Genomic DNA, 23,515 nt, shown 5'->3' with positions numbered 1-23,515 from the left:
TCGCCGGTCAGGCAAGCGGTTTGGTCGTGTCCGCCAGGGCTTCCGTATCCACTGCCCGGCCCTGGTTCATCCACTTGCGTGCGAGCTTGAGCTCGCGTGCGTTGTTGACGGCGATGACACCTCTCACATGCCCATCGCCTACGAAAAACAGCGTCGCGCGGCGCGCGGCGAGATCGCCGCGCACGACGAGCTGCGCATCGGCCGGCAGATCGCCGAGGATCTGCAGGTTCACGTCGTACTGATCGGACCAGAACCACGGAATCTCCGCGTACGGCGCGCGCACGCCGAGCACGGCCTTCGCTGCCGCGATCGCCTGGTTCTGCGCGTTCGCCCACGATTCGAGCCGCACGCGCCGCTTCAGCCAGCCGTTGTGATGATTCGCGACGTCACCGCACGCGAAGATCGCCGGGTCGCTGGTCGCACCGAATTCGTCGACCACGATGCCGTCGTCGATCGCCAGGCCCGCGTCGCTCGCCAGCGTCGCGTTCAGCGCGAGGCCGATGCCGGCCACCGCGAAATCGGCGTCGATCGTCGTGCCGTCGGCGAGCGTCGCGCGCACCTTCGACGCGTCGTCCGGTTGCGCGTCGAGCGATGCGAGCGCCGCGCCGAGACGCACGTCGACACCGTTCGCGCGATGCAGGTCGAGCAGGAAGTCCGACACGATCTGCGGCACCGACCGTCCGCACAGACGCGGAGCGCCTTCGACGACGACCGCTTCGACGCCGAGCTTGCGTGCGGTCGCAGCGACTTCGAGGCCGATCCAGCCGCCGCCGATCACGAGCACGCGCCGGCTCGCACGCAGCTTCTCGCCGAGCGCGGCCGCTTCGTCGAGCGTGCGCAGGTAGTGCAGGTTCGGTGTCCTGACGATTGCGTCAGGCAAGCGACGCGACGTGCCGCCAGTCGCGATCACGAGACGGTCGTATTCGATCTCGAGCCCGCTTTCGGTCTTCACCACGCGGCGCGCGCGGTCGATCGACGCCGCGCGTTCCGGCTGCCACGCCTCGACGTTCAGCGCGTCGAATTCGTCGGGACGCACGACGCGTACCGTTTCGATGTCGGCATCGCCGGCCAGCACGGCTTTCGACAGCGGCGGGCGTTCGTACGGCAGGTGCGGCTCGTCGGCGATCATCACGAGGCGGCCCGCGAACCCTTCCGCGCGCAGCGTCTTCAGCACCCAGCCGGCGGCCTGGCCGCCGCCGACCACGACGACCGTGCCCGGCAGGGCCGGCTCCTGCGAGTTCGCTTCGGTCATGATTTGCGCTCCGTCATGAACTTGCCTTCCGGCGCCTTCGCGTCCTTTTGCCGGCGCGTGTTGCCGTCGAGGCCGCCGTCGACGGCCCATTCGGCGAACACGGTCGGGCCAGGTTCGAATTCGCGCGGCTGCCACTCGGGCGTCAGCACGTCTTCGTCCGCGTAGTACTCGATCAGCGCGCCAGCCGGGTTCTGGAAGTACCAGAAATACGCGGACGACACCGGATGACGGCCCGGGCCGAGTTGCGTTTCCCAGCCGCAGCGGTCGATGTGCATGCCGCCGCCGAACACTTCGTGGATGTCCCGCACGGTGAACGCGACGTGGTTCAGGCCGCGCTTGCCGTTCGGCAACGCGAGCAGGAACAGGTCGTGGTGGCCGCCATGCGGCGCGCAACGCATGAACGCGCCGCGGCCCGGATAGCGATCCGACGTCTCGAAGCCGAGCAGCTCGTGATAGAACGTTTCCTGCGCGTCGAGGCAGTTCGTGAAGAACACCACGTGGCCAACCTCGACCGGTTCCGCGCGCGGATAAATCGGGCTCGGCTGGTCGACGCGCAGCGTCTGGCCCCACACGTTCGACGGCGAGCCGGTGATGTCGAGTTCGCGCTTGCGCGTGACTTCGACGCGAATCGCCATGCCGTTCGGATCGATGCAACCCACCGCGTCGTCGTGCGCGTAATAGCCGGGCTGGCCAGCCAGTTTCGTGCGCAGCGCGTCGAGTTCCTGCTTCGTCGCGACACCCCACGTCACCTCGCGCAGCGTCGGACCCGCCTCGAACGCCGGCGGCAGCGACGGATCGTCGGCCTTGACGACCAGCACGGTGCAGCCGTTCAGCGTTTCGAAACGTGCGCGCGTGTCGTCGTGCGCGACTTCCTTCAGCCCCCAGTCGGCGAAAAAGCGCCGGCACGTCGCGAGGTCGTCGACACCGTACGTGATCTGCTCGATACCCAAGATGCTCATTGCGTCATTCCCCTTCGCTCAGTTCGCCCACGGCAGCGGCGCGTCGTTCAGGCCCCAGTAGAGGCTCTTCTGCTGCATGTACTCGCGGATGCCGAGCCGGCCCTTCTCGCGGCCCATCCCGCTCTCCTTCCAGCCCGAGAACGGGGTGGAGATCGAAAACAGCTTGTACGTGTTGATCCAGACGGTGCCCGTCTCGAGCGCGCGCGCAATGCGCCATGCGCGCTTGTAGTCGCGCGTCCAGATGCCGGCGGCAAGGCCGAACACGCTGTCGTTCGCCTGCGCGATCAGCGACGCTTCGTCGTCGAACGGCATCGCGACCAGCACCGGTCCGAAGATTTCTTCCTGGCAGATGCGCGCGGTGTTCGGCAAACCTTCGAGAATCGTCGGCTGGTAGAAGAAGCCGTCCTCGCGCCCGTCGCCCGACGGCCGCTCGCCGCCGCACAGCAGGCGGCCGCCTTCCTCCAGCCCGAGCGCGACGTAGCGCTCCACCGATTCACGATGCTTCGCGGTGATCAGCGGGCCCATCTGCGTGTCGGGCCGCGTCGGGTCGCCCACGCGCAGCTTGCGCGCGCCTTCGACGAGGCGTTGCATGAACGTGTCGTAGATCGCGCGTTGCACGAACAGGCGCGAACCCGCGATGCACGCCTCGCCCGACGAGCTGAAGATGCCGTACAGCACGCCATTGACCGCGTGATCGAGATCGGCGTCGTCGCACACGATCGTCGGCGACTTGCCGCCGAGTTCGAGCGACACGGGCATCAGCTTCTCGGCGGCGATGCGCGCGATGCCGCGGCCCACTTCGGTGCCGCCGGTAAACGACACCTTCTTCACGAGCGGATGGCGCACGAGCACGTCGCCGATCACCGAGCCCTTGCCCGGCAGCACGCTCAGCACGCCCTTCGGCACGCCGGCCTCCTCGCAGATGCGGGCCAGCGCGAGCGACACGAGCGGCGTGACTTCGGCCGGCTTGAGCACCACCGCGTTGCCGCCGGCGAGCGCCGGCGCGAGCTTCTGCGCGTCGGATGCGATCGGCGAATTCCACGGCGTGATCGCCGCGATCACGCCGATCGGCTCGTGCACGCTCATCGTCAGATAGTCGCCGCGCGACGGTGTCAGTTCCTCGTCGAGCGTTTCCAGGCACGCCGCGAAATAGCGGAACGTGTTGGCGGCGCTCGCCACCAGCACGCGCGTCTCGCCGATCGGCTTACCGTTGTCGCGGCGCTGCAGGTTCGCGAGCGCCTCGTGACGCTGCATGATCAGGTCGGCGATCCGGTACAGCACCAGCGCGCGCTGGTGCGGCTTGAGGCCGGCCCAGTCGGCGCGGCGCCACGCGCCGTCGGCGGCCACGACGGCTTCGGCCGCGTCTTCCGCGTTCGCCGTCGATACTTCCATGTTCAGCGACTGGTCGGCCGGGTAGATGCTCGCGTAAGGCGCGCCGCGACCGCGCCGCCACTCGCCGCCGATCAGGATGTCGCCGTTGGGTACGAGGCTCGTATCGAATGGAGTCATGTCACAAGTCCCACTAATCTGTCTCTGCGCAGCCGCCCGCGCCGTGGCGCCGGCGGCCGTTCAATGGCCCGAATGGCTGCGTCGCACGCTCAGATCACGCAGCGGGCCGCGCGGTTGCGCAGCGCGCGGATCGCGCTGTACGCGGTCAACGCGGACGTCTTCGGGTTGTCGGGCAACGGCTTGCCGCTCATTTCGAGCGACATTTCGCCGAATGCGCCGCGTGCGGTAATGCGGTGCACGTTACGCGCGACGGCCGGATCGGCGATCAGGCGCACGCGCGTCGCGTCGAGGCCGAGGCCCGCGAGCGCGACCGTCGCCGCGACGTTCGCGTTCTTCGGATACAGCCGCGCGGCGTCGCGTGCGGTGCCCTCGAAGATGACCTTCTCTTCGGTCATCGCACGCAAGTCGCACAACGCCTCGGCAGGTGTGCCGAGCCAGCCGAGCGGCGGCTTGCGGCCGACGTACAGCACCTCGTCGAGGCCGCCCTGCTTCGCCGACGCCAACGCGTCGATTCCGCCGATCGCGCCGGACAGCAGCGTCAGCGTCGCGTCGCCTTCGTCGGCGGCCTGCGACAGCACGTCGAGCAGCGCAAGGTCGGACAGCGCGCCGATCGATGCGACCGCGCAATCGGTGCCGGCCTTCAGCAGCGGCACGACGTGATCGACGAGCGCGCCGTGGCCCGCGCATTCGAGCGCGAACTCGGGCAGGTGGGCCAGTGCATCGACCGACGATACGACCTCCACCGCGCTTCCGAGCTCACGCTGCACCGCGTCGCGCTGGTGCTCGGGCACGATCACGTGCGCGACGCGCAACGATGCATCGTGCTCGACCGCGTGGTACACGGCCGCACCGATCGCGCCGAAGCCGATCATCGCGATGTCGACGGGCGCATGCCCGTGGGCGTGGTTGTTACGCATACTGCCGCTCCGACGGCGTTTCTTCCTTCTTCACCGGCGGGCCTGCGAACTGCGATGCGAACGAGCCGACCGACAGCATGTCGACCTCGACCATCACCGGCCCTTCCTTCGCCATCCCTTCGCGCACGATCGCTTCGGCCTGGTCGAGCGACGAGATCCGGTAGTGCGTGAGACCGAAACTCGCGCAGAACTGCGCGAAATCCGGCTGGTGCAGTTGCACGAAGCAGCGGCGGCCGCCATAGTGCGCGTCCTGGATGTTGCGGATCACGCCGTAGCACTGGTCGTTCATCAGCACGATCATCACGTTCGCGTTTTCCTGCACGGCCGTCACGAGCTCGCCGACGTTGACCATCAGGCCGCCGTCGCCGACCAGGCAGACCGTCTTCGCCGCCGCGCCGGCCAGTGCCGCGCCGATGCCCATCTGGATGCCCTGGCCGATGCCGCCGCCGAGCGCATGCACGCCAGCGCGCGGTTCGAAGATCTTCAGCAGGCGGTTGCCCCACGTGCTGTTCGAGATCGTCACGTCGCGCACCCAGTTGTAGTCGCGGCCCACCGCGCCCTGCAGCGTATCGACCAGCTTCTTGTAGGGCCCGAGACCTTCCGACACGCTGGCGACGGCCTGCTCGCGTGCCGCCGCGAGATCGCCCGCGAACTGCGGATCGACGGACAGGCGGCCTTCGAGGCGATCGGCCAGCTCGGCCAGCACGCGCTTCGAATCGCCGTGCACGAACAGCTCGTTGCGATAGCCGCGGTTGTCGGCGAGCGCGTCGGCGTCGATGCGGAACAGCGGCTGCGGCAGCGCGAGCTTGTACTTCAGCGTTTCGTTGCCGCGCAGGCGCGAGCCGACCACGACGAGCGCGTCGCAGGTCTTGTAGAACGCTTCGACGGACGCATGCACGTTGAACGCGCCGAGCGTCGCCGGGTGATCCTCCGGCAGCACGCCGCGCCCCTGCACGCTCGTCACGACGCCGAAGCCGACCTTCACCAGGCGTTCGACTTCCGCACGGGCGTGGCGCGCACCGCCGCCGATCCACAACAGCGGACGGCGCTTGGCCGCCAGCGCATCGGCGAGCTTCGCGACGCGTGCGTCGTCGTGCTCGCGCACCGCGACGTGCGCCGGCGCAAGATCTTCCGGCCATTCGATTTCGGCAGCCTGGATGTCGATCGGAATCTCGACCGACACGGGCCCCGTCGGCGCGGTCTGCGCGATGCGCACCGCTTCGCGGATCGTCGGCAGCACGGTCTCGACCGTGCGCACGCGGAACGCGGCCTTCGAGATCGCGTCGAGCATCGTGAGCTGGTCCGGCGCTTCGTGGATGTAGGCGAGATCCTGGTCGAGGTACGGCGTCTCGATCTGCCCCGTGATGTGCAGCAGCGCGGTGCCGGCCGTCAGCGCCTCGACCATCGCACCAGCGGCGTTGCCCGCCGCCGTGCCGGTGCTCGTGAACGCGACGCCGAGGCCGCCCGACACGCGGGCGAGGCCGTCGGCCATGTTCACCGCGCCCGCTTCACCGCGCGCGCCGACATACCGGATGTTGCCGCGCGAGTTGATCGCGTCGAGGATCGGCATGTTGTGGATCGAGATGACACCGAATGCGGTTTTGACGTCGCACTGCTCGAGAAAGGCGGCAATCAGCTCGCCAACCGTGGTTTTTTTAGACATGGCGTGCAAAGCCTCCAGAAACGTCGATATGGCTGCCCGTCGTGTAGGACGACAGATGCGTTGCGAGATAAAAAAGTGCCCAGGCTGCCTCGTCAGGCTTGCCGAAGCGGTTCAGCGGGATGTTCTTCTTGCGGGCGAGCGCGCCCGTCCAGTCCTCCCAGCTTTCGCCGGCCTGCGCCTGCGCTTCGTAGCGGCGGCGCCATTGACCCGACTCGACGATGCCGATCAGGATCGAGTTCACGCGGATGCGCTGCGGCGCGAGTTCGGTCGCGAGCGACTTCACGAGGCTCAGCACACCGGCGCGCGCCGACGACGTCGCGACCATGTGCGGCTCCGGCTGCAGCGCGAGCAGCGAGTTCACGCAGGTGATCGTCGGCGCCTGCGCGTCGCGCAGCAGCGGCAGGAAGGCGCGCGTCGGGCGGATGATGCTGAAGTACTTCAGATCGAGCTCTTCGCGCCATGCGTCGTCGGTCGTGTCCGCGAAGGTCGACACGCGGCCCTGGCCCGCGTTGTTGACCAGCATGTCGGCGCGGCCGAAGCGGTCGGACACGGTCTGCGCGAACGCGGCCACATCGGCTTCGTCGAGCACGTTGCAGCGCACGGCGAGCAGTTGCGCGTCCGGGTATTTCTCGCCGAGCAGCGCTCGCGCGCGCGCGAGGCGTTCGCCGTCGCGGCCGCAAATCGCGACCGACGCGCCGGCCTGCAGGAACCGTTCGGCAGTCGCGAGGCCGATGCCGGACGAACCGCCCGTCACCACCGCCACCTGCCCCGTCAGATCGATCTCAATCATCGGAGTCCTAAAGCCTTCATAAACGTGTGCTCGTCATCCGAGCGGTAATTGAGCCGCCGCGACAGTTCCGCCGCCGCGCGCTGCACCTTGTCGATCAGGCCGTCGGCGATCAGCGCCGCGTCGATCTCCGGCCGAGGCACCGTCACGGTGATGCACGCGACGATCCTCTGCGTGTCGTTGCGCACCGGCGCCGTGACCACCGAAATGCCGCGTTCGAACGACGAGTTGCTGACGCCGTAGCCGCGCAGCGCATCCTCGCGGATCACTTCGTACAGCGCGTCGACCGTCTCCGGCGTCGCGCTCGTCATCCGGTTCAGCGTGCCTTCCGGATACAGCGCGCGCAGCTCATTCAACGACAGGTCGCCCATCAGCACGTGGCCGTGCGTCGTCGCATACGCGGGCAAGCGTGTGCCGACGTTCACGCGAATCGAGCTGAACACCGGCGACTGGCTCTGCGCCTTCGCGACGAACACCACGTCGCGGCCGTCGCGGATCACGATGTGCGTCGTGAAACCGGTCGCGTCGCGCAGGCTCTCGATCACGGGCAGGCCGAGATCGGTCAGCTCGAGCGAGCTCAGGTATTCGAAGCCGAGCCGCAGTACGGCGATGCCGAGCTTGTAGTTTCGATCCTTGTCCGCGCGCTCGAGAAAGCCGAGCGATTCGAGCGTCTGCAGCAGACGGAACACCGTCGTGCGCGGAATGCCGAGCCGCTTGGACAACTCCGGCGCGCCCAGTACCGGCTCGCGCGGCGAGAATTCGGCGAGGATTCGCAAACCGCGTTCGAGGCCCGGCACCACGTAGTTGGCCTCGGACTTCGCGGAGTCCGCATCCTGCTGCTGCAACGGTTCGCTCATTCCAGCCCCTGTTGACGATCGCACTGACGGCAGAACGCGTCGATCAGCGACGAATAAACCCCCGGTGCTTCCACGTAACCCGCATGACCTGCCTGCGGAATCACCTGCAACCCGACGTGCGCTGCCGCGGCGATGCGCTCGCACGCGGCAGGCGGCGTGATCGCGTCGTTTGCGCCGACCGCCACCGCCGTGCGACCGCGAAAGCCGGCGAGATCGGACGCGAGATCGGCGTTCGCGAGCAGATGCGTGGCCTGCGCATAGCCGGCCGGCACGATGCGCGCCATGTTCCAGCGCACCCACGCACGCGCATCCTCGCTCGCGAAGCCCGACAGCATGTTGCCGCTGCGCTGCTCGGCGAGTCCGGCCGGGCCGAGTTCCTCGAGCATGGCAAGGCGTGCATCGCGGCGCGTGTCGCGCGTTTCCGAGGGCGCGCTGCCGTAACCGCCCGCGGGCGAGATCAGCAGCAGGCCGGCGATCCGCGCGGGCATCAGACGGGCCAACCCGCCTGCGACGATCGCGCCGAGCGAATGCCCGACCAGCACGCAGCGTTCGATGCCGAGTGCCTCGAGCCACGCGTTCAGCGACGCCGCGTAATCGGCGGCCGCCGGCGACGCGCCGTGCACGGGGGTCGACACACCGTAGCCGGGCGCATCCCACGCCAGTACGCGTCGCGACGCGCCGAGCGTGTCGAGCTGGCGCACCCACGATGCAGCGCCCGAGCCGATCCCGTGCAGCAGCACGACGGGCAGCGCGTGGCCCGCATGCTGCGCGCCGGCCTCGCGATAACCGATCGTGCCCGCCGCGCCGGCCGCGCAGCGCTGTTCGGGAAACTGCCCGAGCAGCGCGGCGAACGCCGCGGTGCGGTCGCGTTCACGTTTGTCGATGACACTCATTGCTTGCTCCGCCCCGTCTCAGCGCTTGATCTTCGCGAGCGGCGAATCCGGCGGATACGTCGGCGTGATGGGCTTCGGCGAACCGAGCATCACGCACATCAGCGCGTCTTCCTCGCCGATGTTGATTTCCGTGCGATACACGCCCGGCGGCACCGAGATCAGGTCGCGCTCGCCGAGGATCGCTTCCCAGGTCTCGCCGTCGCGCTCGCAGATCACCTTCATCTTGCCGCGCAGCACGAAGAAGATTTCCTCGACGTCGATGTGGATGTGGCTCGGGCCGATGTTGCCGGCCGGGATGACCATCGTCGAAAACGTGAAGTTGCCGGCCGGCACCGTGTTGACGTCCTTCGCGACGCCCGTGCCGCCCGTGCCGACGTAGCGCATCTGCGCACGGCGATACTTCGGGTCGTAGTCGGCCTGGAACTTCAGCGCATCCCAGTCGTAGCGCCGCGTCGCGTAGCGCGCGACACGCCCTTCCATCCAGTCGCCGAAGCTTGCGCCTTCCGGCTGGTCCCACGACTTGCGTTCGAGATCTGCATCCGCCATCGTCCTCTCCTTCATTCAGAGTGAAACTTCAATTCAATTCATTACGAAGCCGCCGTTGACCGGCAGCAGTTGACCCGTCACGAAGCGCGCGCCGTCCGACAGCAGGAACAGCACGGGGCCCGTCACGTCGTCGGGCACCTGCGCGCGCGTCAGCGCGCGGCCCTGCATGTAGAACGCGTGGCGCTCGGCCGGCACGTAGGCCGTCGCCTCGACTTCCGTCAGCCCCGGTGCGATCGCGTTGACCGTCACGCCGTGCGCGCCGAACTCGCGCGCCTGCGCATGCGTCATCGCGATCACGGCGCCCTTGCTCGCGACGTACGCGAGCAGCTTCGGCGCGCCCCAGAGCGCGGTGTCCGATGCGAGGTTCACGATCGCGCCACGGCCCGACTGCGCGAGGTACGGCAGCGCCGCGTTGCTGACGAGCCACACGCCGCGCACGTTCACGTTCATCACGGCGTCCCACGTCGACACGTCGAGTTCCGTCGACAGCTTGCCGCCCGAGTTCGTGATCGCCGCGTTGTTGATCAGCGCGTCGATGCCGCCGAGCGCCGCCGCGCCCTGCGAGACGAACGCGGTGACGCTCGCCGGATCGGCGAGATCGAGTGCGAAGAAATGCGCGACGTGGCCCGCTTCGCCGAGTTGTGCGGCAAGCGCACGGCCTTCGTCGGCCAGCACGTCGCCGAACGCGACCTGCGCGCCCGCGTCGACGAGCGCCGTCACGAACGCCGCGCCGAGCCCGCGCGCGCCGCCCGTGACGAGCACGCGGCGACCCGCGAGCGACACGACCGGAGCGCGCTCAGCCATTTGCCGGCTCCGATGCGGCCTGCGCCTGCGCCGCGCGATGCGCGTCGAGCGCGGAAAGATGCTCCTGCGCACGCGTGCGCAGCATCCGGCGCACGCGCGTCATGCCGACGTCGTGCTGGTACAGGTATTCGTGATCGCGCGCATTCGGCGCGAGGCTTTCGAGGACGTAGCGGTCCTGCTCGAGCACGTCCCAGTGCAGGCCCTCGAGGCGGTTGCGGTACATGAAGCGCCATACGTCGCGCTGCCAGCCGCTGACCTTGCGGGTGCGCCAGAAATAGACCTGGCAGTTGTCGCCGTCGACCGGCGTCGCGAAGCCAATGATCCCGAAGTTGCCGCCCGGGCCGAACTTCTGCTTGTACGGAATCGCGAGGCGCATCCACAGGCAGCCCGTTTCGCCGAGCTCGACCCAGTCGAAGTTCACGTCGCGTTGGCCGATCTTCTCGAACATCAGGCCCGTTTCCGTCTTGCGCACGCGCATGTCGGCCTGCTTGTCGCCTTCGGCCATCGAGTGCGAGGTGGCATGCAGGTACGCGCCGTGCATCGGGTCCATCACGTTGTCGATCGCGTACTGGTAATTGCACTTCCAGTTCGACACGCACAGGAAGTGGCCGTATGCGTCGTCGACCAGTTCCTCGGGCAGGTTCAGCGGCGCCGGCTCGCCGTGCGCTTCGTCGCCGAACCACAGGAAGATCGCGCCGGCCTTCTCTTCGACCGGATAGGACTTCACGCACTTCATGCCTTCGAGCGGACAGTTCGCGACCGCCGGCACGCGATTGACGGTACCGCCGCCGTCGACTTCGATGCCGTGATACCAGCAGGCGATGTTGCCGCCGAGGTTCCAGCCGAGCGACAGGCGCGCGCCGCGGTGCGGGCAGCGATCTTCCAGCGCGTGAACCTTGCCTTCGTGATCGCGCCACAGCACGATCTGCTCGGACAGGCGCGTAAGGCCGACGGGCGCGTTCGACACCTGCCAGCTCGGGGCGACGGGATACCAGTAGTTCTTGATGCCGCGGTCGAGATACGCGCGGACCGGGTCGTGTTGTGTTTCGTGTTGTGCGGGGGACGTCATCAGTGTGCTCCGGATGCGGTTGTCGTCGGGTCGGCGGTCACGCGGTGCGCGCGCTCATTCCGCCAGCGAGGCCATTTCGGCGCGAAAGCGCTCAGGCGTCCACGCCGTGCCGTCCGGCGCGCGAAAGCCGATGCGGTTCAGGCCCGCGACGACATCGTCCAGCTCGGTCGCCCCGCTCTCGAACACGCGTTCGAGCGCGTCGCCGAGGTCGTTTTCATATTGGGTGGGCTCGGCCTTGCGGTTCTGCCAGACCTGGTTCTCGACCTGGCCCGGGATCTCGATCTGCCCCTTGCCGGCGACGTTGTTCGGCTGCGGCGCCACCCACGGCTTCAGGAAGGGATTGAAGTTGACGGTCGCTTCTTTCATGTCATTCCACCTTGATCTGGATTTCCTCGCCGGCCAGCCGCACCGCGTACTGCTTCAGTGCGCGTCCGCCCGGACCCTTCAGGCATTCGCCCGTCTTGATGTCGAACACGGCCTCGTGCAGCGGGCATTCGACAGTGCCTTCGTCGACGAACCCCTGCGTCAGTAGCGCGTATGCATGCGGGCACACGTTCTCGAGCGCATACACCTCGTCGCCGACGCGGTAGATCCCGATTTCGACGCCGTCGGTCCGCTTGAACTCGATCGGCGTGTCTTCCGACAGCGCGCCGGCGTGCCCGGCACAAACCCATTGTTCAGACATCTCACACCTTTCCTTCTGATCGACTCTCGGTTCGCTCCGGATTTGTTCCATATCCGGAACAGCAGTTTATGGATGGTGATTATAGAAGTGACTTTCCGCGAGTAAAACAAAAAGCTGCACGTCCTAGGGAAAACACCGACCGTCGGGTCGGCGCTCACGCGCGCCGACCTCGCCAAACGAATTTTTTTGTTATATGGCGGGGATTTACCGGGTTTACGCGGGCTTCGCGCACCGACACCGGGCATCGGCCCGAAACCCATCCGTCCCGAAAAAATTATTTTTGATCCGGTGCAGGACGCCTCTATACTCCATTCCACCAGAGGCACATTGTTCCTTATATGGAACGCAAGAATGCCCACTCGATGGCGAAAACACGCGACGGCCGGCCGTTCCCGCGCGTGCCGCCACGGCACGTTTTCATCAGGTTGGAGATTCAGGAGATCAAATGGTCAAGCATGCGGTAGCAGCAGCAGTGATCGGATTGGGCGCCGCGTCGGGCGCGTGGGCGCAGAGCAGCGTGGTGCTGTACGGCAGCATGGATGCGGGCGTCGCGTACGTGAACAACGTCGGCGGCCATGCGAAGTGGGCGATGATCCAGGGCAATACGCAGCCCGATCGGTGGGGCCTGAAGGGCAAGGAAGACCTCGGCGACGGCCTGTCGGCGATCTTCCAGCTCGAAAACGGCTTCTATACGAACAACGGCCAGTTCGCGACCGCGAACACGATCTGGAACCGCGCGGCATTCGTCGGCCTCAGCTCGGAACGCTACGGCACGCTGACGCTCGGTCGCCAGACGCCGCTGACGTTCGACTATCTCGATCCGCTCAGCACGGCCTACCTCGCGATGAGCTGGTATGCGTTCCACCCCGGCAACATCGACGGGCTCGCCGCGACCGGCAACGTGCCGTACAACAATTCGGTGAAGTATCGCTCGCCGAGCTTCGCCGGCTTCTCGGCCGCGGCGACGATGGCGCTCGGCAACACGACGAACTTCTCGACCGGCAAGTCGGTCGGCGTCGCGCTGAACTATGCGAACGGGCCGTTCAAGGCGTCCGCCGCGTACTCGAACGAGCATGACCGCTCGATCCTGATCGGCACGACCGGCATCACGTCGTTCCAGGGGCAGAACACCGCGAACGGCTACATCGCGAGCAAGGTCGAGAACATCGGCGCGGGCGCGTCCTACCAGTTCGGCGACTTCCTCGTGCACGGCCTGTACACGCGCACGAAGATGCAGTCGAACGGCTTTTCGGATACGTTCCAGAGCTACGACGCGGGCGTGAACTACCGCAGCAGCGCGTTCAACACGATCGCGGGCGGCGCGGCGACCACGACGCTGGCCGGCCGCCGCTGGACGCAGGTCGAGCTCGGGGACATCTATTCGCTGTCCAAGCGCACGCAGCTGTACGCGAACGTGCTGTACGAGCACGGCTCGGGCGGCGCGAAGGCCGCGTTCTTCACGGCCGGCGCTTCGAGCACCGCGAACCAGGTGATCGTGCTGACCGGCATCCACCATTCGTTCTGAGCGGCGACGGGCGCACGCGTCCGAGGCCGGAAACGAAAAGAGCAGCCCGCGGGCTGCTCTTTTTCATTGGCGATGGATGGATAAAGCCGCACGGCGCGGCGCGTGCGACGGATCAGAACATCGCGACCCGGTGGCGCGCGTGCGCGAACGTCGGGTCGCTTTCGAGCGGCCGGTAGTTCAGGCGCTGCGACAGATCGACCGCCGCACCGCAAACCGCTTCGACGAGCCGCTCCTTCTCGCCGGCCTCGCCGATCTCCGAGCGCGGCACCGTCGCGGTGATCGCCGCGACGATCGCGCCCGAATGGTCGCGCACGGGCGCGGTCACGGCCGAGATGCCGCTCTCGAACGCGGCCTCGCTGACCGCGTAGCCGAGCCGCGCGTAGTGACGCACGCGCTCGTAAAGTTCGTCGACGGTGCCCGGCGTGCGTTCGGTAAATTGTTCGAGCCGCTTTTCCGGATACAGCTGACGCAACGCGTCGCGCGTGAGGTCGCCCATCAGCACGTGCCCGTGCACGGTCGCGTGCGCCGGCAGCCGCGTGCCGACGTGTACCTTCACCGAACCGAACATCGACGTGTTGCTCTGTGCCTTCGCGACGAACACGACGTCGCGCTGGTCGCGGATCAGCAGGTGCGTCGACAGGCCCGTCGCGTCGCGCAGCCGTTCGAGCACGGGTGTGCCGAGATCGGTCAGTTCCAGCGAATTCAGGTATTCGAAGCCGAGCCGCAGCACGCCGACGCCGAGCCGGAAATGGCGGTCGCCGTTCACACGCTCGAGAAAACCGAGCGCCTCGAGCGTCTGCAGCAGGCGGAAGGTGGTCGTGCGCGGGATGCCGATGCGCTTCGACAGCTCGGGCGCGCCGAGCACGGGTTCGCGCGCCGAGAATTCGGCGAGGATCCGCAGCCCGCGTTCGAGGCCCGGCACCAGATACGACGACGCGCCGCCGGACGATTCGTCGTCGCCGGCGCCCTGCTTCGGCGCGTCGTGGTCGACGTCGTCGCCCGCTGTCGCACGCGGCGCGCTTGCCGGCTTCGCCGGCGGTTTCGATGCGCCGCTCATCGTTGGATTGACCCTCTGCACATGGACGGAGTGGAAGCGTTCAAGAAAGACCCGCAATGCTTGATTATGGATTTTCGACCGGACCGGATCAACACGATCCGGCTCATGCGGCCGGCGGCCCGATGCGCCCGACCGGACCGCGGGGCCTTCATATAGCCTGATGCGATCGGAAGGATAACAGCGATAGACAGGACTGCCCATCGGAACGTCGCCGGGTATGACGGCGGCCTGCCGGCAATGCTCGATATGCGTTCGGGTGCGTCGTGCGCGGCATCGGGCGGCATAGTCCCGACCGATGCACGAAAGGAAACGGATGGAAAAGCAGATGGAAATAAACGACCGCGCCGATCCGCGAACGGGATCGGCGCGACGGCGTCAGGCCGTCACGGCGGCGTCGTACTCGACGCGCGCGAGCTGACCGGCGGCATAGGCGTCGGCTTCGCCGCGGAAGCCGTCCGTGCTGAATGCAACGACTTTCACACCGACGCCAGATGCCCGCTTCACCGTCAGCGCCCATTGCCATCCGCCGTCTTGTTCGAAGACGTGCAGCGAGGGTTCGAGGGATGAGTCCAGTACGGTCACGGGTTGTGCTCCTGCCCTGCGCGCCGCATCGGCAACGCGTCGGACATGTCGAAAAGATGCGCCGGCTCGCGGCGCGTTTCAGCTATTCGACAGTCTAGTCAAGGAATGTTGCGACGCACCATCAGGGCTTACACCTGCCTATCAGAACCGGGCGGTCGATGAAATCCACCTGAAATCCTTATGGCACGGGCCTTACGGGCCTATTCCCTCCGCACGCACACAACGTGTGCGGCAACGTGCCGCACGGAAGACCGATGGGCTGGATCGGTTGAAAACGGGTCGCGACCCCAGGTGGCGAACCATCCGATCGGCGCGGCTACGGGCCCGCCTCCGCCGTCACCACCCGCCGGAACGTCAGGTTGACGCGCTCGCCCTGCACGGCCGGCGCCTTCGGCACTCGGTGCTGCCATTCGGCCTGCGTGCGGCCGCGCATCACCAGCAGGCTGCCGTGCGTCAGCCGGTACGCATGCACGACGCCGGTCACACGATGACGCAGGTCGAACACGCGCATCGCGCCGAGGCTCACCGACGCGATCACCGGCGCGTCGCCGAGTTCCGGCTCGTTGTCCGCATGCCAGCCGAGACTGTCCTGCCCGTTGCGATAACGATTGAGCAGCACGCTGTTGAAACGCGCGCCGCAGGTCGCCTCGACCGCGCGCTTCAGGTCGAGCACGGCCGGCGTCCACGGCGCGGGCACGTTGCGGATTCCCGAATACACGTAGACGGCGTCGGGCTCGCCCTGCCACGCGGTGAGCCGCGGCAGCGGAATGCGTCCGCGTGGCGTGCGGATCGTGTCCTGCCGCCACGCGACCTCGTCGATCAGCGCGGCCAGCACGCGATCGGCCTCGGCCGGCGCGAGCCAGTCCGGGTACCAGTCCACGTCGGGCGCGGGCGTATCGGCGAAAAGATCGGGCGTCGACATGTCGGAATCAGGCAGGGGTGAACGATGCGGGCGAACCATGTCTGCATGGTAGCCAACGGCGACGCGCGCCGCCATGCGCTGTCATTCCGGCGCGTCACACGCCCGAGCGCTCGAATCGCCGATTGCGACGCCGGTGCGTTTTCGCGCGCCACGCTAGCATCGCGCCGTGTCGCAGCGCGCCCTTATCCAGGGCGCTGCGTTCTTCCGCCATGCCGGCCGGCGCGACCCGGCCGCTTTCTTTCCGGATCCCATCATGACGACGCTCTCCGATGCCGCCCTCGATCAACTGTTCCGCACCGCGCGCACGCACAACGCGTGGCAGGACAAACCCGTCGACGACGCGCTGCTGCACCGGCTGATCGACCTGACGAAATTCGGCCCGACGTCGGCGAACTCGAGCCCGGCGCGCTTCGTGTTCGTCAAGTCGCCCGAGGCGAAGGCGCGCCTGAAGCCCGCGTTGTCCGAAGGCAATCTCGCGAAGACGATGGCCGCGCCCGTCACCGTGATCGTCGGCATGGACTTCGCGTTCTACGATCACTTGCCGCGCCTCTTTCCGCACGCCGACGCACGGAGCTGGTTCGCCGGCAACGCTGCGCTGATCGAGGCCACCGCATTCCGCAACGCGTCGCTGCAGGGCGCGTACCTGATCCTCGCCGCGCGCGCGCTCGGCCTCGATGCGGGCCCGATGTCGGGCTTCGACGGCGCGAAGGTCGATGCCGAATTCTTCGCGGGCACCGCGATCAAGAGCAATTTCCTCGTGAATCTCGGCTACGGCGACCCGGCCGGCCTGTTCCCGCGCAGCCCGCGCTTCGACTTCGACGATATCGCGCGCATCGAGTGACGCCTCGCTAACCGCCGCGCGTCAGCCGGATCAGCGCGATCTCGGACGGCACGCCGAAGCGGTTCGGCGGCCCCCAGTATCCGGTGCCGCGGCTCGTATAGAGCCACAGATCGCCGAAGCGGCTCAGCCCGCCGATCACCGGCTGCTGCATCCGTACGAACGGCGGCCACGGCAGGAACTGGCCGCCGTGCGTATGCCCCGACAACTGCACGGTAAAACCCGCGCGGCTCGCCGCTTCCGCGCTGCGCGGCTGGTGCGCGAGCAGGATCTTCGTGCCGACGTCGCGCGGCGCGCCCGCCAGCGCCTGCTCGGGGTCGCTGCGATGCGCGGGATCGAACCCGCCGGCGGTGAAGTCGGTCACGCCCGCGAGCACCGCGCGCGCGCCGTCGTGCTCGATCAGCACGTGCTCGTTCAGCAGCACCGTCAGCCCGATGCGCCGGAATTCGTCGATCCACTCGTGCGCACCCGCGTAATACTCGTGGTTGCCCGTCACGAGAAAGCTGCCGTGCCGCGACCGCATGCGGCCGAGCGGCGCCGTATGCTCGCGCAGGCGCTTGACCGAGCCGTCGACCACGTCGCCCGTCACGACGACGAGGTCGGCCTCGAGCGCATTGACCGCGCGCACGATCCGTTCGATATAGGGCCGCTTGATCGTCGGCCCGACGTGGATGTCGGACAGTTGCACGATCGTCAGCCCGTCGAGCGCGGCCGGCAGCCCGTCGACCGGAATCGACACGCGCTTGACCGCCGCCGTGCGGCGCGCGCCGACGAACCCGATCGCGGTGACGAGCACCGCGGCCGCCAGGACGCCGAGCGCCGTGTCGGCTGCAGCGCCGCTCCACGCGCCGTCGTGCCCGAGATGCCGCCACGCGAACACGCCGAGCAGCACGAATTCGCGCAGGAACGTCAGCACGAGCAGCGACGAAAAGAAGCCCATCACGAGCGAGCCGGCCCAGCCGACCAGCGTCGCGGCCCAGCCTTCGTCGAAGCGGCGCGAGAACATGCCGACCGGAATCAGCACGACGAAGCTCGCCAGCACGAGCGCCGCGATCGTGCGCGCCGCCGGCGACGCGAATGCGTCGGGAATGATCCGCATCCCGACGTACAGATGGAACAACACGCCGATTGCAATGAACCGGACAAAGAAACTTCGCATGGAGCGCTCACCTTCGTTGCAATACGGCTTCCGCGAAATCCGTCACACGGGGCCGTGACGCCCCATGCCGCGCTTCGCGCCATACGTACGATGGTACACAGATCCCGGCTACGACGACCGGTCGCGACCACGGGTGGAGGTTTGCGTGGCTTCGGGCGGTGATCGCGCCGTTTCCACGCCGATTCCGCCGCGTCGACACGAGAAATGCAGCGCGCCCTCTTTAATCTGACGATCCTTTACAGTCCGTTAGCAACCCTACACGAGCGCACGCTGGCAGAATCGCGACGATCCGCACGCCGCTTCCGAAACGCGATTCCGGACGGCCCGATATGGCCGCCGGGCCTTTCACGGCCGGCCACGGGGCGTGCCGCACATGCGGGACGGACGGCTGGCGATCCGCATCGTGCTGCTTTATTATCGGCTCCGTATCGCGGAATCGTCGTCGCGGCGGCGAACCGCATTGTGCCGCGCCCGGCATCCACCCCCATCGTCGAGCTCGCCACACCATGAGAAAAACAACGCCGCGCGCGCCCTTGCGCGTCGCCGCCGCCCTGGCGCCCGCCCTGCCGCTCGCGGGCTGCGCATCGCGCAGCGCACCGTCGTACGTGCTGTTCGGCGCGTATTTCCCGCTCTGGCTCGTCAGCGCGATCATCGGCATCGTCGGCGCGATCGTCGCGCACCGCATATTCGTCGCGACCGGCTGGGCCGCCACGGTCCCTTACCAGCTTGCCGTCTGCACCGCGATCGGGCTCGTGGTCGCCGTGATCGTCTGGCTCACCGGCACGGGGCCGTTCGCATGAAGGCCGCCGGAACTGCCCGCCCGTCCATCAAAGGCCGCGCGATCGCGCTCGCGATCGTCGCGCTCGGCATCGCGGCGCTCGCATACGCGTACCACCGCACGACGGCCTACCCGTCCACCGACGACGCGTCGATCGACGCGGACGTCGTGCATGTCGCATCGCCTGTCGGCGGGCGCATCGTGCGGCTCGCGGTGCATGAAAACCAGCGCGTCGCCAAAGGCGACCTGCTGTATGAAATCGATCCGGTGCCATACCGGCTGACGGTTGCGCAGGCGCAGGCCGATCTCGAGCTCGCACGCGCATCGCTCGACACGCGCCGCCGGTCGCTGATCGGCGAGCGCTCGAACGCGGCGGTCGCCGCCGAGCAGGTCAAGCGCGCGACGCAGAACGCCGACCTCGCGACGCGCGACGTGAACCGGCTCGCACCGCTGGCCGCGCAGGGCTACGTCAGCGCGCAGCAGTTCGATCAGGCGAAGGTCCGCCAGCGCGACGCGGCCGTGTCGCTCGCGCAGGCGCAGGAGCAGCAGCGCGCGTCCGCGCAGACGATCGGCGACGACGCCGACGCGATCGCGACGCTGCATGCGCGCGAGGCCGCGCTGGCCCGCGCGCAGCACGCACTCGACGACACGGTCGTGCGCGCCCCGCACGACGGGCTCGTGACGGGCCTGAGCGTGCTCGCCGGCGAAACCCTCGCACCGAACCAGTCGATCTTCACGCTGATCGACGCGAGCGAATGGTTCGCCGTCGGCAATTTCCGCGAGACGTCGCTGAACCGCATCGAGCTCGGCGACTGCGCGACCGTCTATTCGATGATCGACCGCAGCCGCCCGATGACGGGCAAGGTCGTCGGCATCGGCGCGGGCATCGCGGACAGTGCTCGCATCAACCTGCCGCGCTCGCTGCCGATCGTGCAGAACTCGGTGAACTGGGTGCACGTCGCGCAACGCTTCCCCGTGCGCGTGAAGCTCGACGAACCCGACGGCAAGCTCGTGCGCGTCGGCGCCAGTGCGATCGTCGAGGTCCGGCATGGCTCAGCCTGCCGCTGAGGTCCGCTCGCCGGGCCCGCGCGAAGTCCTGCGACTGCTCGCGCCGTTTCCCGGGCGCACGGCGATGGCCGTGCGCGTCGCGCTGATCTGCGCGCTCGTCGTACTGGTGACGAGCGGGTACGGCACGCCGGAGGCCGCGATCTCCGTATACGTCGTGTTCTTCCTGAACCGCGCGGACCGCGTGACGAGCGTCGTGCTCGCGGTCGCGATGCTGCTGCTCGTCACGGTCGTCATCGCGCTCGTGATGGGCGTCGCGATCTTCAGCATCGACTATTCGATCCTCCGCGTCGCGTGCATGGCCGTGCTGTCGGTCGGCCTGCTCTACCTGACGTCGGCAAGCAAGCTGCGCCCGGTCGGCGCGATCCTCGCGATGATCGTCGGCTTCGGGCTCGACCAGCTCGGCCTGGCGCCGTTCGGCGAAGCCGCGACGCGCGCGCTGCTCTATGCGTGGCTGATGGTCGCGATTCCGGTCGGCGTCGCGATCGTCGTCAACCTGGTGATCGCACCGTCGCCGCGCAAGCTCGCGCAGGCGCAGCTCGCGAAACGGCTGCGGCTCGCCGCCCGGCGGCTGCGAGGCGATGACGGCGACAACGCGCGCGCCGCGTTCGACGCGAGCCTGCGCGAAGGCGACAAGCAGTTGCTCACGTGGCTCAAGCTGTCGAAGCTCGAAGGCTCGTCGGCGGCCGTCGACGTCGTCGCGCTGCGGCAGGCCATCGCGTCGAGCACCGCGCTGCTCGTCGCGGTCGCGCTCGCCGACCGCGAACCCGAGGCAACGCTGCCCGACACGTTTGTCGAGCCGATTGCAACGACGCTCGACGACATGGCCGCCATCCTCGAACGCGGCGGCTATCCGGTCGACGTGACGCTCGCGCTGCCGGCAGCCGATACGCTGGCGCCGCTCGCGCGCGTCGTCGCAACGGATCTGCACACGGCGATCACGCATTTCGCGGAACCGGCCTCGAACGACGCGTCGGCCGATACGGCCACCGCCGACACGCCTGCCGAGCCCGCCGCACCGCCTGCGCCGCCCGCCCCCGGCGGCGGCTTCTTCCTGCCCGATGCGCGCACCAATCCCGACCACGTCCGCTATGCGCTGAAAACGACGGTCGCCGCGATGTTCTGCTACCTGCTTTACTCCCAGCTCGACTGGTCGGGCATCCACACCTGCTTCATCACCTGCTACATGGTGTCGCTCGGCTCGACGGCCGAAACGGTCGAGAAGCTGACGCTGCGCATCGCCGGCTGCATCGTCGGCGCGCTGATCGGGACGGCCGCACTCGTGTTCGTCGTGCCGTCGCTGTCGTCGATCGGCGAGCTGATGGCGCTCGTGTTCGCCGGCGCGTGGCTCGCCGCGTGGGTCGCGTTCGGATCGCCGCGCATCGCTTACGCGGGCTTCCAGGTCGCCTTCGCGTTCTTCCTGTGCGTGATCCAGGGCGCGGGCCCCGGCTTCGACCTCACGCTCGCGCGCGATCGCACGATCGGCATCCTGCTCGGCAACGTGGTCGTGTATCTCGTGTTCACGCGCATCTGGCCGGTCAGCATCGGCAAGCATATCGACACGGCGCTTACGGCGCTGCTCGACCAGTGGCGGCGCCTCGCGCAGATCGCGCAGCCGGCCGAGCGGCGCGCACTGGCCGCCGAAGCGTTCGCACGCCACGGCGCGATCGCGCAGGAGCTCGGCCTGATCCATTACGAACCGTCGTGGGTGCGGCCGGCCGCCACGTGGCTCGCCGCGCGACGGCGCGCACTCGCGGAACTCGGCGCGCTCGAAGGCCCGCTGTTCCTGCTCGCCGAACGCGCACCGGGCGACACGGCGATCGGCGATCGGCTCGCACGCGTGGTCGACCTGCGTGACGGCGAAGCCGCGCCTCATGCGGACGCCCCCGCGCCGCCGGCCCCACCGCCGGGCACAGCCCCTGCCGCGCCCATCGACCCCGCACGCGACGCGCTGCTGAACCTGATCGACACGCGGCTCGCGCACATTGCCGACGACGCCCGTCAAGCCACACCGAAGGAGCCTGTTCCCCATGCGCCTACCTGAACCGCCGGCCGCCTCGATCGCCGCCGCCCTCGCGACCGCCGTCGCGCTGGCCGGCTGCGCGACGTCGTCGATCGATCTGGCGCCGGAGGCGTCCGACCGCCCGTGGCAGCCGCAAACATCGGCCGCGGGCGACATCGTGCCGGCACCGCCGCTCACGACCGCGCAAGGCGCGCACGACTACACGCTGCCGGCCACGCCCGCGCTCGCGTCGGTATCGCCGCCTGCCACGCTCGATGCCGCCCATGCGTACACGCTGCCCGAGCTGATCGATCTCGCCGAGTCGGCGAACCCGCTGACGCGCATCGCATGGAACGACGCGCGCAACGCGGCGCTCGCGGTCGGCATCGCGAAGGCCGCGTACCTGCCGAACCTTTCGGCGACCGCGATGGGCGCGTACCAGACGAGCCACGGCTCGACGTCGACGCTCCTCGGCGACGCGTCGAGCAACACGACCGTGCACGGCACGATCTCGGCGCTGTCGCTGCAATGGCTGCTGTTCGATTTCGGCGGCCGCGCGGCGCGCGTCGAAGCGGCCGAGCAGGCGTCGATCGCGTCGAACGTCGCGTTCACGGCCGTGCACCAGCAGGTGATCCACGACGTGACCGTCGCGTATTACCGGTACGAAGCCGCCCGCTCGCGCGCGGCCAGCGCGCAGCAGGGCCTCGCGAACGCGGACGCGATCCTCGCGGCGTCCCGCGCGCGGCTCAAGCATGGCGTCGGGACGGTCGTCGAGCTTGCGCAGGCGACGCAGAACCGTGCGCAGGCGAACCTCGCGCTCGTGCAGGCGAGCGGCACGGAAAGCGACAGCTACCTCGCCCTCGTCTCCGCGCTCGGCATCTCGCCGCTGTCGAAGCCGACGATCGCCGCGCTGCCGAAACGGCCGCTGCCGCCCGCGCTCGGTTCGTCGGTCGACGCGATCGTGTCGGACGCGATCGCGCGCCGCCCCGACCTGCAGGGCGCGTTTGCGCTCGAAAAGGCCAATCGCGCAAAGATCAAGGCTGCGGAAACCGCGTTCATGCCGAAAGTCTTCCTGTCCGCTTCGACGTCGTACGCAAGCGGCGGCACGGCCATCACCGCACTGCCCGCGATCGGCGACCAGGCGCCGACCGTCAACCTGAACGGCAGCCGCTACGGCGGAGGCGTGTTCCTCGGCGTGACGATTCCGCTGTACGACGGCGGCCTGCGCTCGGCGGTGCTGATGCAGGCGCGCAACGACGCGCAAAGCGCGTCCGCGCGCCTCACGCGGACCAAGGAGGAAGCCGTGCGCCAGGTCGTCGCCGCGCAGAACGCGGTGCAGACGAGCCTCGCGTCGCACGACGCGGCCAAGGCGCTCGTCGATGCCGCGCAGACGAGCTACGACGCGGCGCTGACCGCGTACCGCAACGGTGTCGGCTCGGTCACCGATGCGACGATCGCGCAAAGCCAGCTGCTCGCGGCCCGCAACGCGGAAGTCGACAGCTACGCCGGCGCGCTGTCGGCCGCCGCCGCGCTCGCGCTCGCGACAGGGACGATCGGCGCGTCGCAGTAGCCGTCGCCGTGACGCACCGGCCGTTCGCGGCCGGCCACCAGACGGGTTGACGCCTGCGCGGGCGGCCCACTAGAAT

General features: G+C 68.3%; 23 protein-coding genes. 6 read left to right on the top strand and 17 right to left on the bottom strand.

Features of this window, described 5'->3' with window-relative positions:
• Positions 1–7: 7 nt before the first annotated feature.
• From WS66_RS04470 to WS66_RS04410, 13 genes are all read right to left on the bottom strand, one after another.
• Positions 8–1,252: an NAD(P)/FAD-dependent oxidoreductase gene (locus WS66_RS04470; protein WP_059608462.1), complete on the bottom strand. Its 1,245-nt coding sequence runs from the start codon at positions 1,250–1,252 to the stop codon at positions 8–10.
• Entirely contained in the window at positions 1,249–2,211 is a 963-nt protein-coding gene (locus tag WS66_RS04465; protein WP_059608463.1) for a VOC family protein, read from the bottom strand. Before WS66_RS04465 ends, WS66_RS04470 begins: the two co-directional genes overlap by 4 nt.
• A gap of 18 nt (positions 2,212–2,229) precedes the next feature.
• A complete protein-coding gene (locus tag WS66_RS04460) occupies positions 2,230–3,720 on the bottom strand; it encodes an aldehyde dehydrogenase (protein WP_059608464.1) in 1,491 nt (496 codons plus the stop codon).
• Between the two features lie 89 nt (positions 3,721–3,809).
• Positions 3,810–4,637 carry an aspartate dehydrogenase gene (locus WS66_RS04455; RefSeq protein ID WP_059608465.1) on the bottom strand — a complete coding sequence of 276 codons (828 nt, stop codon included), beginning with the start codon at positions 4,635–4,637 and terminating at the stop codon, positions 3,810–3,812.
• The gene (locus WS66_RS04450; RefSeq protein ID WP_059608466.1) at positions 4,630–6,300 is read right to left on the bottom strand and encodes a thiamine pyrophosphate-binding protein; all 1,671 of its coding nucleotides are present in this window, start codon (positions 6,298–6,300) and stop codon (positions 4,630–4,632) included. The genes WS66_RS04455 and WS66_RS04450 overlap by 8 nt, the downstream gene beginning before the upstream one ends.
• On the bottom strand, positions 6,293–7,090 hold the full coding sequence (locus tag WS66_RS04445) for an SDR family oxidoreductase (protein ID WP_059608467.1): 798 nt from the start codon (positions 7,088–7,090) through the stop codon (positions 6,293–6,295). The genes WS66_RS04450 and WS66_RS04445 overlap by 8 nt, the downstream gene beginning before the upstream one ends.
• A complete protein-coding gene (locus tag WS66_RS04440; protein WP_059608468.1) occupies positions 7,087–7,944 on the bottom strand; it encodes an IclR family transcriptional regulator in 858 nt (285 codons plus the stop codon). Before WS66_RS04440 ends, WS66_RS04445 begins: the two co-directional genes overlap by 4 nt.
• The gene (locus WS66_RS04435) at positions 7,941–8,837 is read right to left on the bottom strand and encodes an alpha/beta fold hydrolase (protein WP_059608469.1); all 897 of its coding nucleotides are present in this window, start codon (positions 8,835–8,837) and stop codon (positions 7,941–7,943) included. Before WS66_RS04435 ends, WS66_RS04440 begins: the two co-directional genes overlap by 4 nt.
• Before the next feature lie 18 nt (positions 8,838–8,855).
• Positions 8,856–9,383 carry a cupin domain-containing protein gene (locus tag WS66_RS04430; protein ID WP_009692519.1) on the bottom strand — a complete coding sequence of 176 codons (528 nt, stop codon included), beginning with the start codon at positions 9,381–9,383 and terminating at the stop codon, positions 8,856–8,858.
• 33 nt (positions 9,384–9,416) lie between these two features.
• Complete coding sequence (locus WS66_RS04425; protein ID WP_059608470.1) at positions 9,417–10,187, bottom strand: SDR family oxidoreductase; 771 nt, start codon at positions 10,185–10,187, stop codon at positions 9,417–9,419.
• Positions 10,180–11,256 (bottom strand): aromatic ring-hydroxylating dioxygenase subunit alpha, encoded by a 1,077-nt coding sequence (locus WS66_RS04420; RefSeq protein WP_059608471.1) that lies wholly within the window; start codon positions 11,254–11,256, stop codon positions 10,180–10,182. The genes WS66_RS04425 and WS66_RS04420 overlap by 8 nt, the downstream gene beginning before the upstream one ends.
• Positions 11,257–11,310: 54 nt before the next feature.
• Entirely contained in the window at positions 11,311–11,622 is a 312-nt protein-coding gene (locus WS66_RS04415) for a recombinase-like helix-turn-helix domain-containing protein (protein ID WP_059608472.1), read from the bottom strand.
• A 1-nt stretch (position 11,623) separates the two neighbouring features.
• Positions 11,624–11,941: a non-heme iron oxygenase ferredoxin subunit gene (locus WS66_RS04410; protein WP_006758060.1), complete on the bottom strand. Its 318-nt coding sequence runs from the start codon at positions 11,939–11,941 to the stop codon at positions 11,624–11,626.
• A 445-nt stretch (positions 11,942–12,386) separates the two neighbouring features.
• Between WS66_RS04410 and WS66_RS04405 the strand changes: the two genes are divergently transcribed.
• Positions 12,387–13,466 (top strand): porin, encoded by a 1,080-nt coding sequence (locus tag WS66_RS04405; RefSeq protein WP_059608473.1) that lies wholly within the window; start codon positions 12,387–12,389, stop codon positions 13,464–13,466.
• 112 nt (positions 13,467–13,578) lie between these two features.
• Here the strand turns inward: WS66_RS04405 and WS66_RS04400 are convergent, their stop codons facing one another.
• The 3 genes from WS66_RS04400 to WS66_RS04390 all read right to left on the bottom strand — a co-directional run bounded on the left by WS66_RS04400 (position 13,579) and on the right by WS66_RS04390 (position 16,027).
• The gene (locus WS66_RS04400) at positions 13,579–14,523 is read right to left on the bottom strand and encodes an IclR family transcriptional regulator (RefSeq protein WP_059608474.1); all 945 of its coding nucleotides are present in this window, start codon (positions 14,521–14,523) and stop codon (positions 13,579–13,581) included.
• Positions 14,524–14,898: 375 nt separating this feature from the next.
• Complete coding sequence (locus WS66_RS04395) at positions 14,899–15,105, bottom strand: hypothetical protein (protein ID WP_059608475.1); 207 nt, start codon at positions 15,103–15,105, stop codon at positions 14,899–14,901.
• Positions 15,106–15,421: 316 nt separating this feature from the next.
• Positions 15,422–16,027, bottom strand: a complete 606-nt coding sequence (locus WS66_RS04390) for an alpha-ketoglutarate-dependent dioxygenase AlkB family protein (protein ID WP_059608476.1) — start codon at positions 16,025–16,027, stop codon at positions 15,422–15,424.
• Positions 16,028–16,280: 253 nt separating this feature from the next.
• Between WS66_RS04390 and WS66_RS04385 the strand changes: the two genes are divergently transcribed.
• On the top strand, positions 16,281–16,868 hold the full coding sequence (locus tag WS66_RS04385) for a malonic semialdehyde reductase (RefSeq protein ID WP_059608503.1): 588 nt from the start codon (positions 16,281–16,283) through the stop codon (positions 16,866–16,868).
• Between the two features lie 7 nt (positions 16,869–16,875).
• Here WS66_RS04385 and WS66_RS04380 read toward each other — a convergent pair whose 3' ends face one another.
• Positions 16,876–18,024, bottom strand: coding sequence for a metallophosphoesterase (locus WS66_RS04380; protein ID WP_059608477.1), 1,149 nt, complete (start codon positions 18,022–18,024; stop codon positions 16,876–16,878).
• Between the two features lie 506 nt (positions 18,025–18,530).
• Here WS66_RS04380 and WS66_RS04370 point away from each other — a divergent pair.
• The 4 genes from WS66_RS04370 to WS66_RS04355 are packed head-to-tail and all read left to right on the top strand — an operon-like array spanning position 18,531 to position 23,439.
• A complete protein-coding gene (locus tag WS66_RS04370) occupies positions 18,531–18,824 on the top strand; it encodes a hypothetical protein (protein WP_059608478.1) in 294 nt (97 codons plus the stop codon).
• The gene (mdtN, locus tag WS66_RS04365) at positions 18,821–19,870 is read left to right on the top strand and encodes a multidrug transporter subunit MdtN (protein ID WP_059608479.1); all 1,050 of its coding nucleotides are present in this window, start codon (positions 18,821–18,823) and stop codon (positions 19,868–19,870) included. Before WS66_RS04370 ends, mdtN begins: the two co-directional genes overlap by 4 nt.
• Positions 19,851–21,911, top strand: a complete 2,061-nt coding sequence (locus WS66_RS04360; RefSeq protein ID WP_059608480.1) for an FUSC family protein — start codon at positions 19,851–19,853, stop codon at positions 21,909–21,911. Before mdtN ends, WS66_RS04360 begins: the two co-directional genes overlap by 20 nt.
• Entirely contained in the window at positions 21,898–23,439 is a 1,542-nt protein-coding gene (locus WS66_RS04355; protein WP_059608481.1) for a TolC family protein, read from the top strand. Before WS66_RS04360 ends, WS66_RS04355 begins: the two co-directional genes overlap by 14 nt.
• The last annotated feature ends 76 nt before the right edge of the window (positions 23,440–23,515 follow it).

The organism is Burkholderia sp. LA-2-3-30-S1-D2, assembly GCF_001523915.2.
In the GTDB taxonomy this organism is placed as follows: domain Bacteria; phylum Pseudomonadota; class Gammaproteobacteria; order Burkholderiales; family Burkholderiaceae; genus Burkholderia; species Burkholderia diffusa.
Note: the sequence above shows the minus strand (reverse complement) of the source record. Positions and strands in the feature narration are given on the sequence as shown.

Excerpts from the sequence above, each read along its gene's own strand:
- WS66_RS04470 (WP_059608462.1), bottom strand. The coding sequence starts at position 1,252 with ATGACCGAAGCGAACTCGCAGGAGCCGGCCCTGCCGGGCACGGTCGTC.
- WS66_RS04465 (WP_059608463.1), bottom strand. The coding sequence starts at position 2,211 with ATGAGCATCTTGGGTATCGAGCAGATCACGTACGGTGTCGACGACCTC.
- WS66_RS04460 (WP_059608464.1), bottom strand. The coding sequence starts at position 3,720 with ATGACTCCATTCGATACGAGCCTCGTACCCAACGGCGACATCCTGATC.
- WS66_RS04455 (WP_059608465.1), bottom strand. The coding sequence starts at position 4,637 with ATGCGTAACAACCACGCCCACGGGCATGCGCCCGTCGACATCGCGATG.
- WS66_RS04450 (WP_059608466.1), bottom strand. The coding sequence starts at position 6,300 with ATGTCTAAAAAAACCACGGTTGGCGAGCTGATTGCCGCCTTTCTCGAG.
- WS66_RS04445 (WP_059608467.1), bottom strand. The coding sequence starts at position 7,090 with ATGATTGAGATCGATCTGACGGGGCAGGTGGCGGTGGTGACGGGCGGT.
- WS66_RS04440 (WP_059608468.1), bottom strand. The coding sequence starts at position 7,944 with ATGAGCGAACCGTTGCAGCAGCAGGATGCGGACTCCGCGAAGTCCGAG.
- WS66_RS04435 (WP_059608469.1), bottom strand. The coding sequence starts at position 8,837 with ATGAGTGTCATCGACAAACGTGAACGCGACCGCACCGCGGCGTTCGCC.
- WS66_RS04430 (WP_009692519.1), bottom strand. The coding sequence starts at position 9,383 with ATGGCGGATGCAGATCTCGAACGCAAGTCGTGGGACCAGCCGGAAGGC.
- WS66_RS04425 (WP_059608470.1), bottom strand. The coding sequence starts at position 10,187 with ATGGCTGAGCGCGCTCCGGTCGTGTCGCTCGCGGGTCGCCGCGTGCTC.
- WS66_RS04420 (WP_059608471.1), bottom strand. The coding sequence starts at position 11,256 with ATGACGTCCCCCGCACAACACGAAACACAACACGACCCGGTCCGCGCG.
- WS66_RS04415 (WP_059608472.1), bottom strand. The coding sequence starts at position 11,622 with ATGAAAGAAGCGACCGTCAACTTCAATCCCTTCCTGAAGCCGTGGGTG.
- WS66_RS04410 (WP_006758060.1), bottom strand. The coding sequence starts at position 11,941 with ATGTCTGAACAATGGGTTTGTGCCGGGCACGCCGGCGCGCTGTCGGAA.
- WS66_RS04405 (WP_059608473.1), top strand. The coding sequence starts at position 12,387 with ATGGTCAAGCATGCGGTAGCAGCAGCAGTGATCGGATTGGGCGCCGCG.
- WS66_RS04400 (WP_059608474.1), bottom strand. The coding sequence starts at position 14,523 with ATGAGCGGCGCATCGAAACCGCCGGCGAAGCCGGCAAGCGCGCCGCGT.
- WS66_RS04390 (WP_059608476.1), bottom strand. The coding sequence starts at position 16,027 with ATGTCGACGCCCGATCTTTTCGCCGATACGCCCGCGCCCGACGTGGAC.
- WS66_RS04385 (WP_059608503.1), top strand. The coding sequence starts at position 16,281 with ATGACGACGCTCTCCGATGCCGCCCTCGATCAACTGTTCCGCACCGCG.
- WS66_RS04380 (WP_059608477.1), bottom strand. The coding sequence starts at position 18,024 with ATGCGAAGTTTCTTTGTCCGGTTCATTGCAATCGGCGTGTTGTTCCAT.
- WS66_RS04370 (WP_059608478.1), top strand. The coding sequence starts at position 18,531 with ATGAGAAAAACAACGCCGCGCGCGCCCTTGCGCGTCGCCGCCGCCCTG.
- mdtN (WP_059608479.1), top strand. The coding sequence starts at position 18,821 with ATGAAGGCCGCCGGAACTGCCCGCCCGTCCATCAAAGGCCGCGCGATC.
- WS66_RS04360 (WP_059608480.1), top strand. The coding sequence starts at position 19,851 with ATGGCTCAGCCTGCCGCTGAGGTCCGCTCGCCGGGCCCGCGCGAAGTC.
- WS66_RS04355 (WP_059608481.1), top strand. The coding sequence starts at position 21,898 with ATGCGCCTACCTGAACCGCCGGCCGCCTCGATCGCCGCCGCCCTCGCG.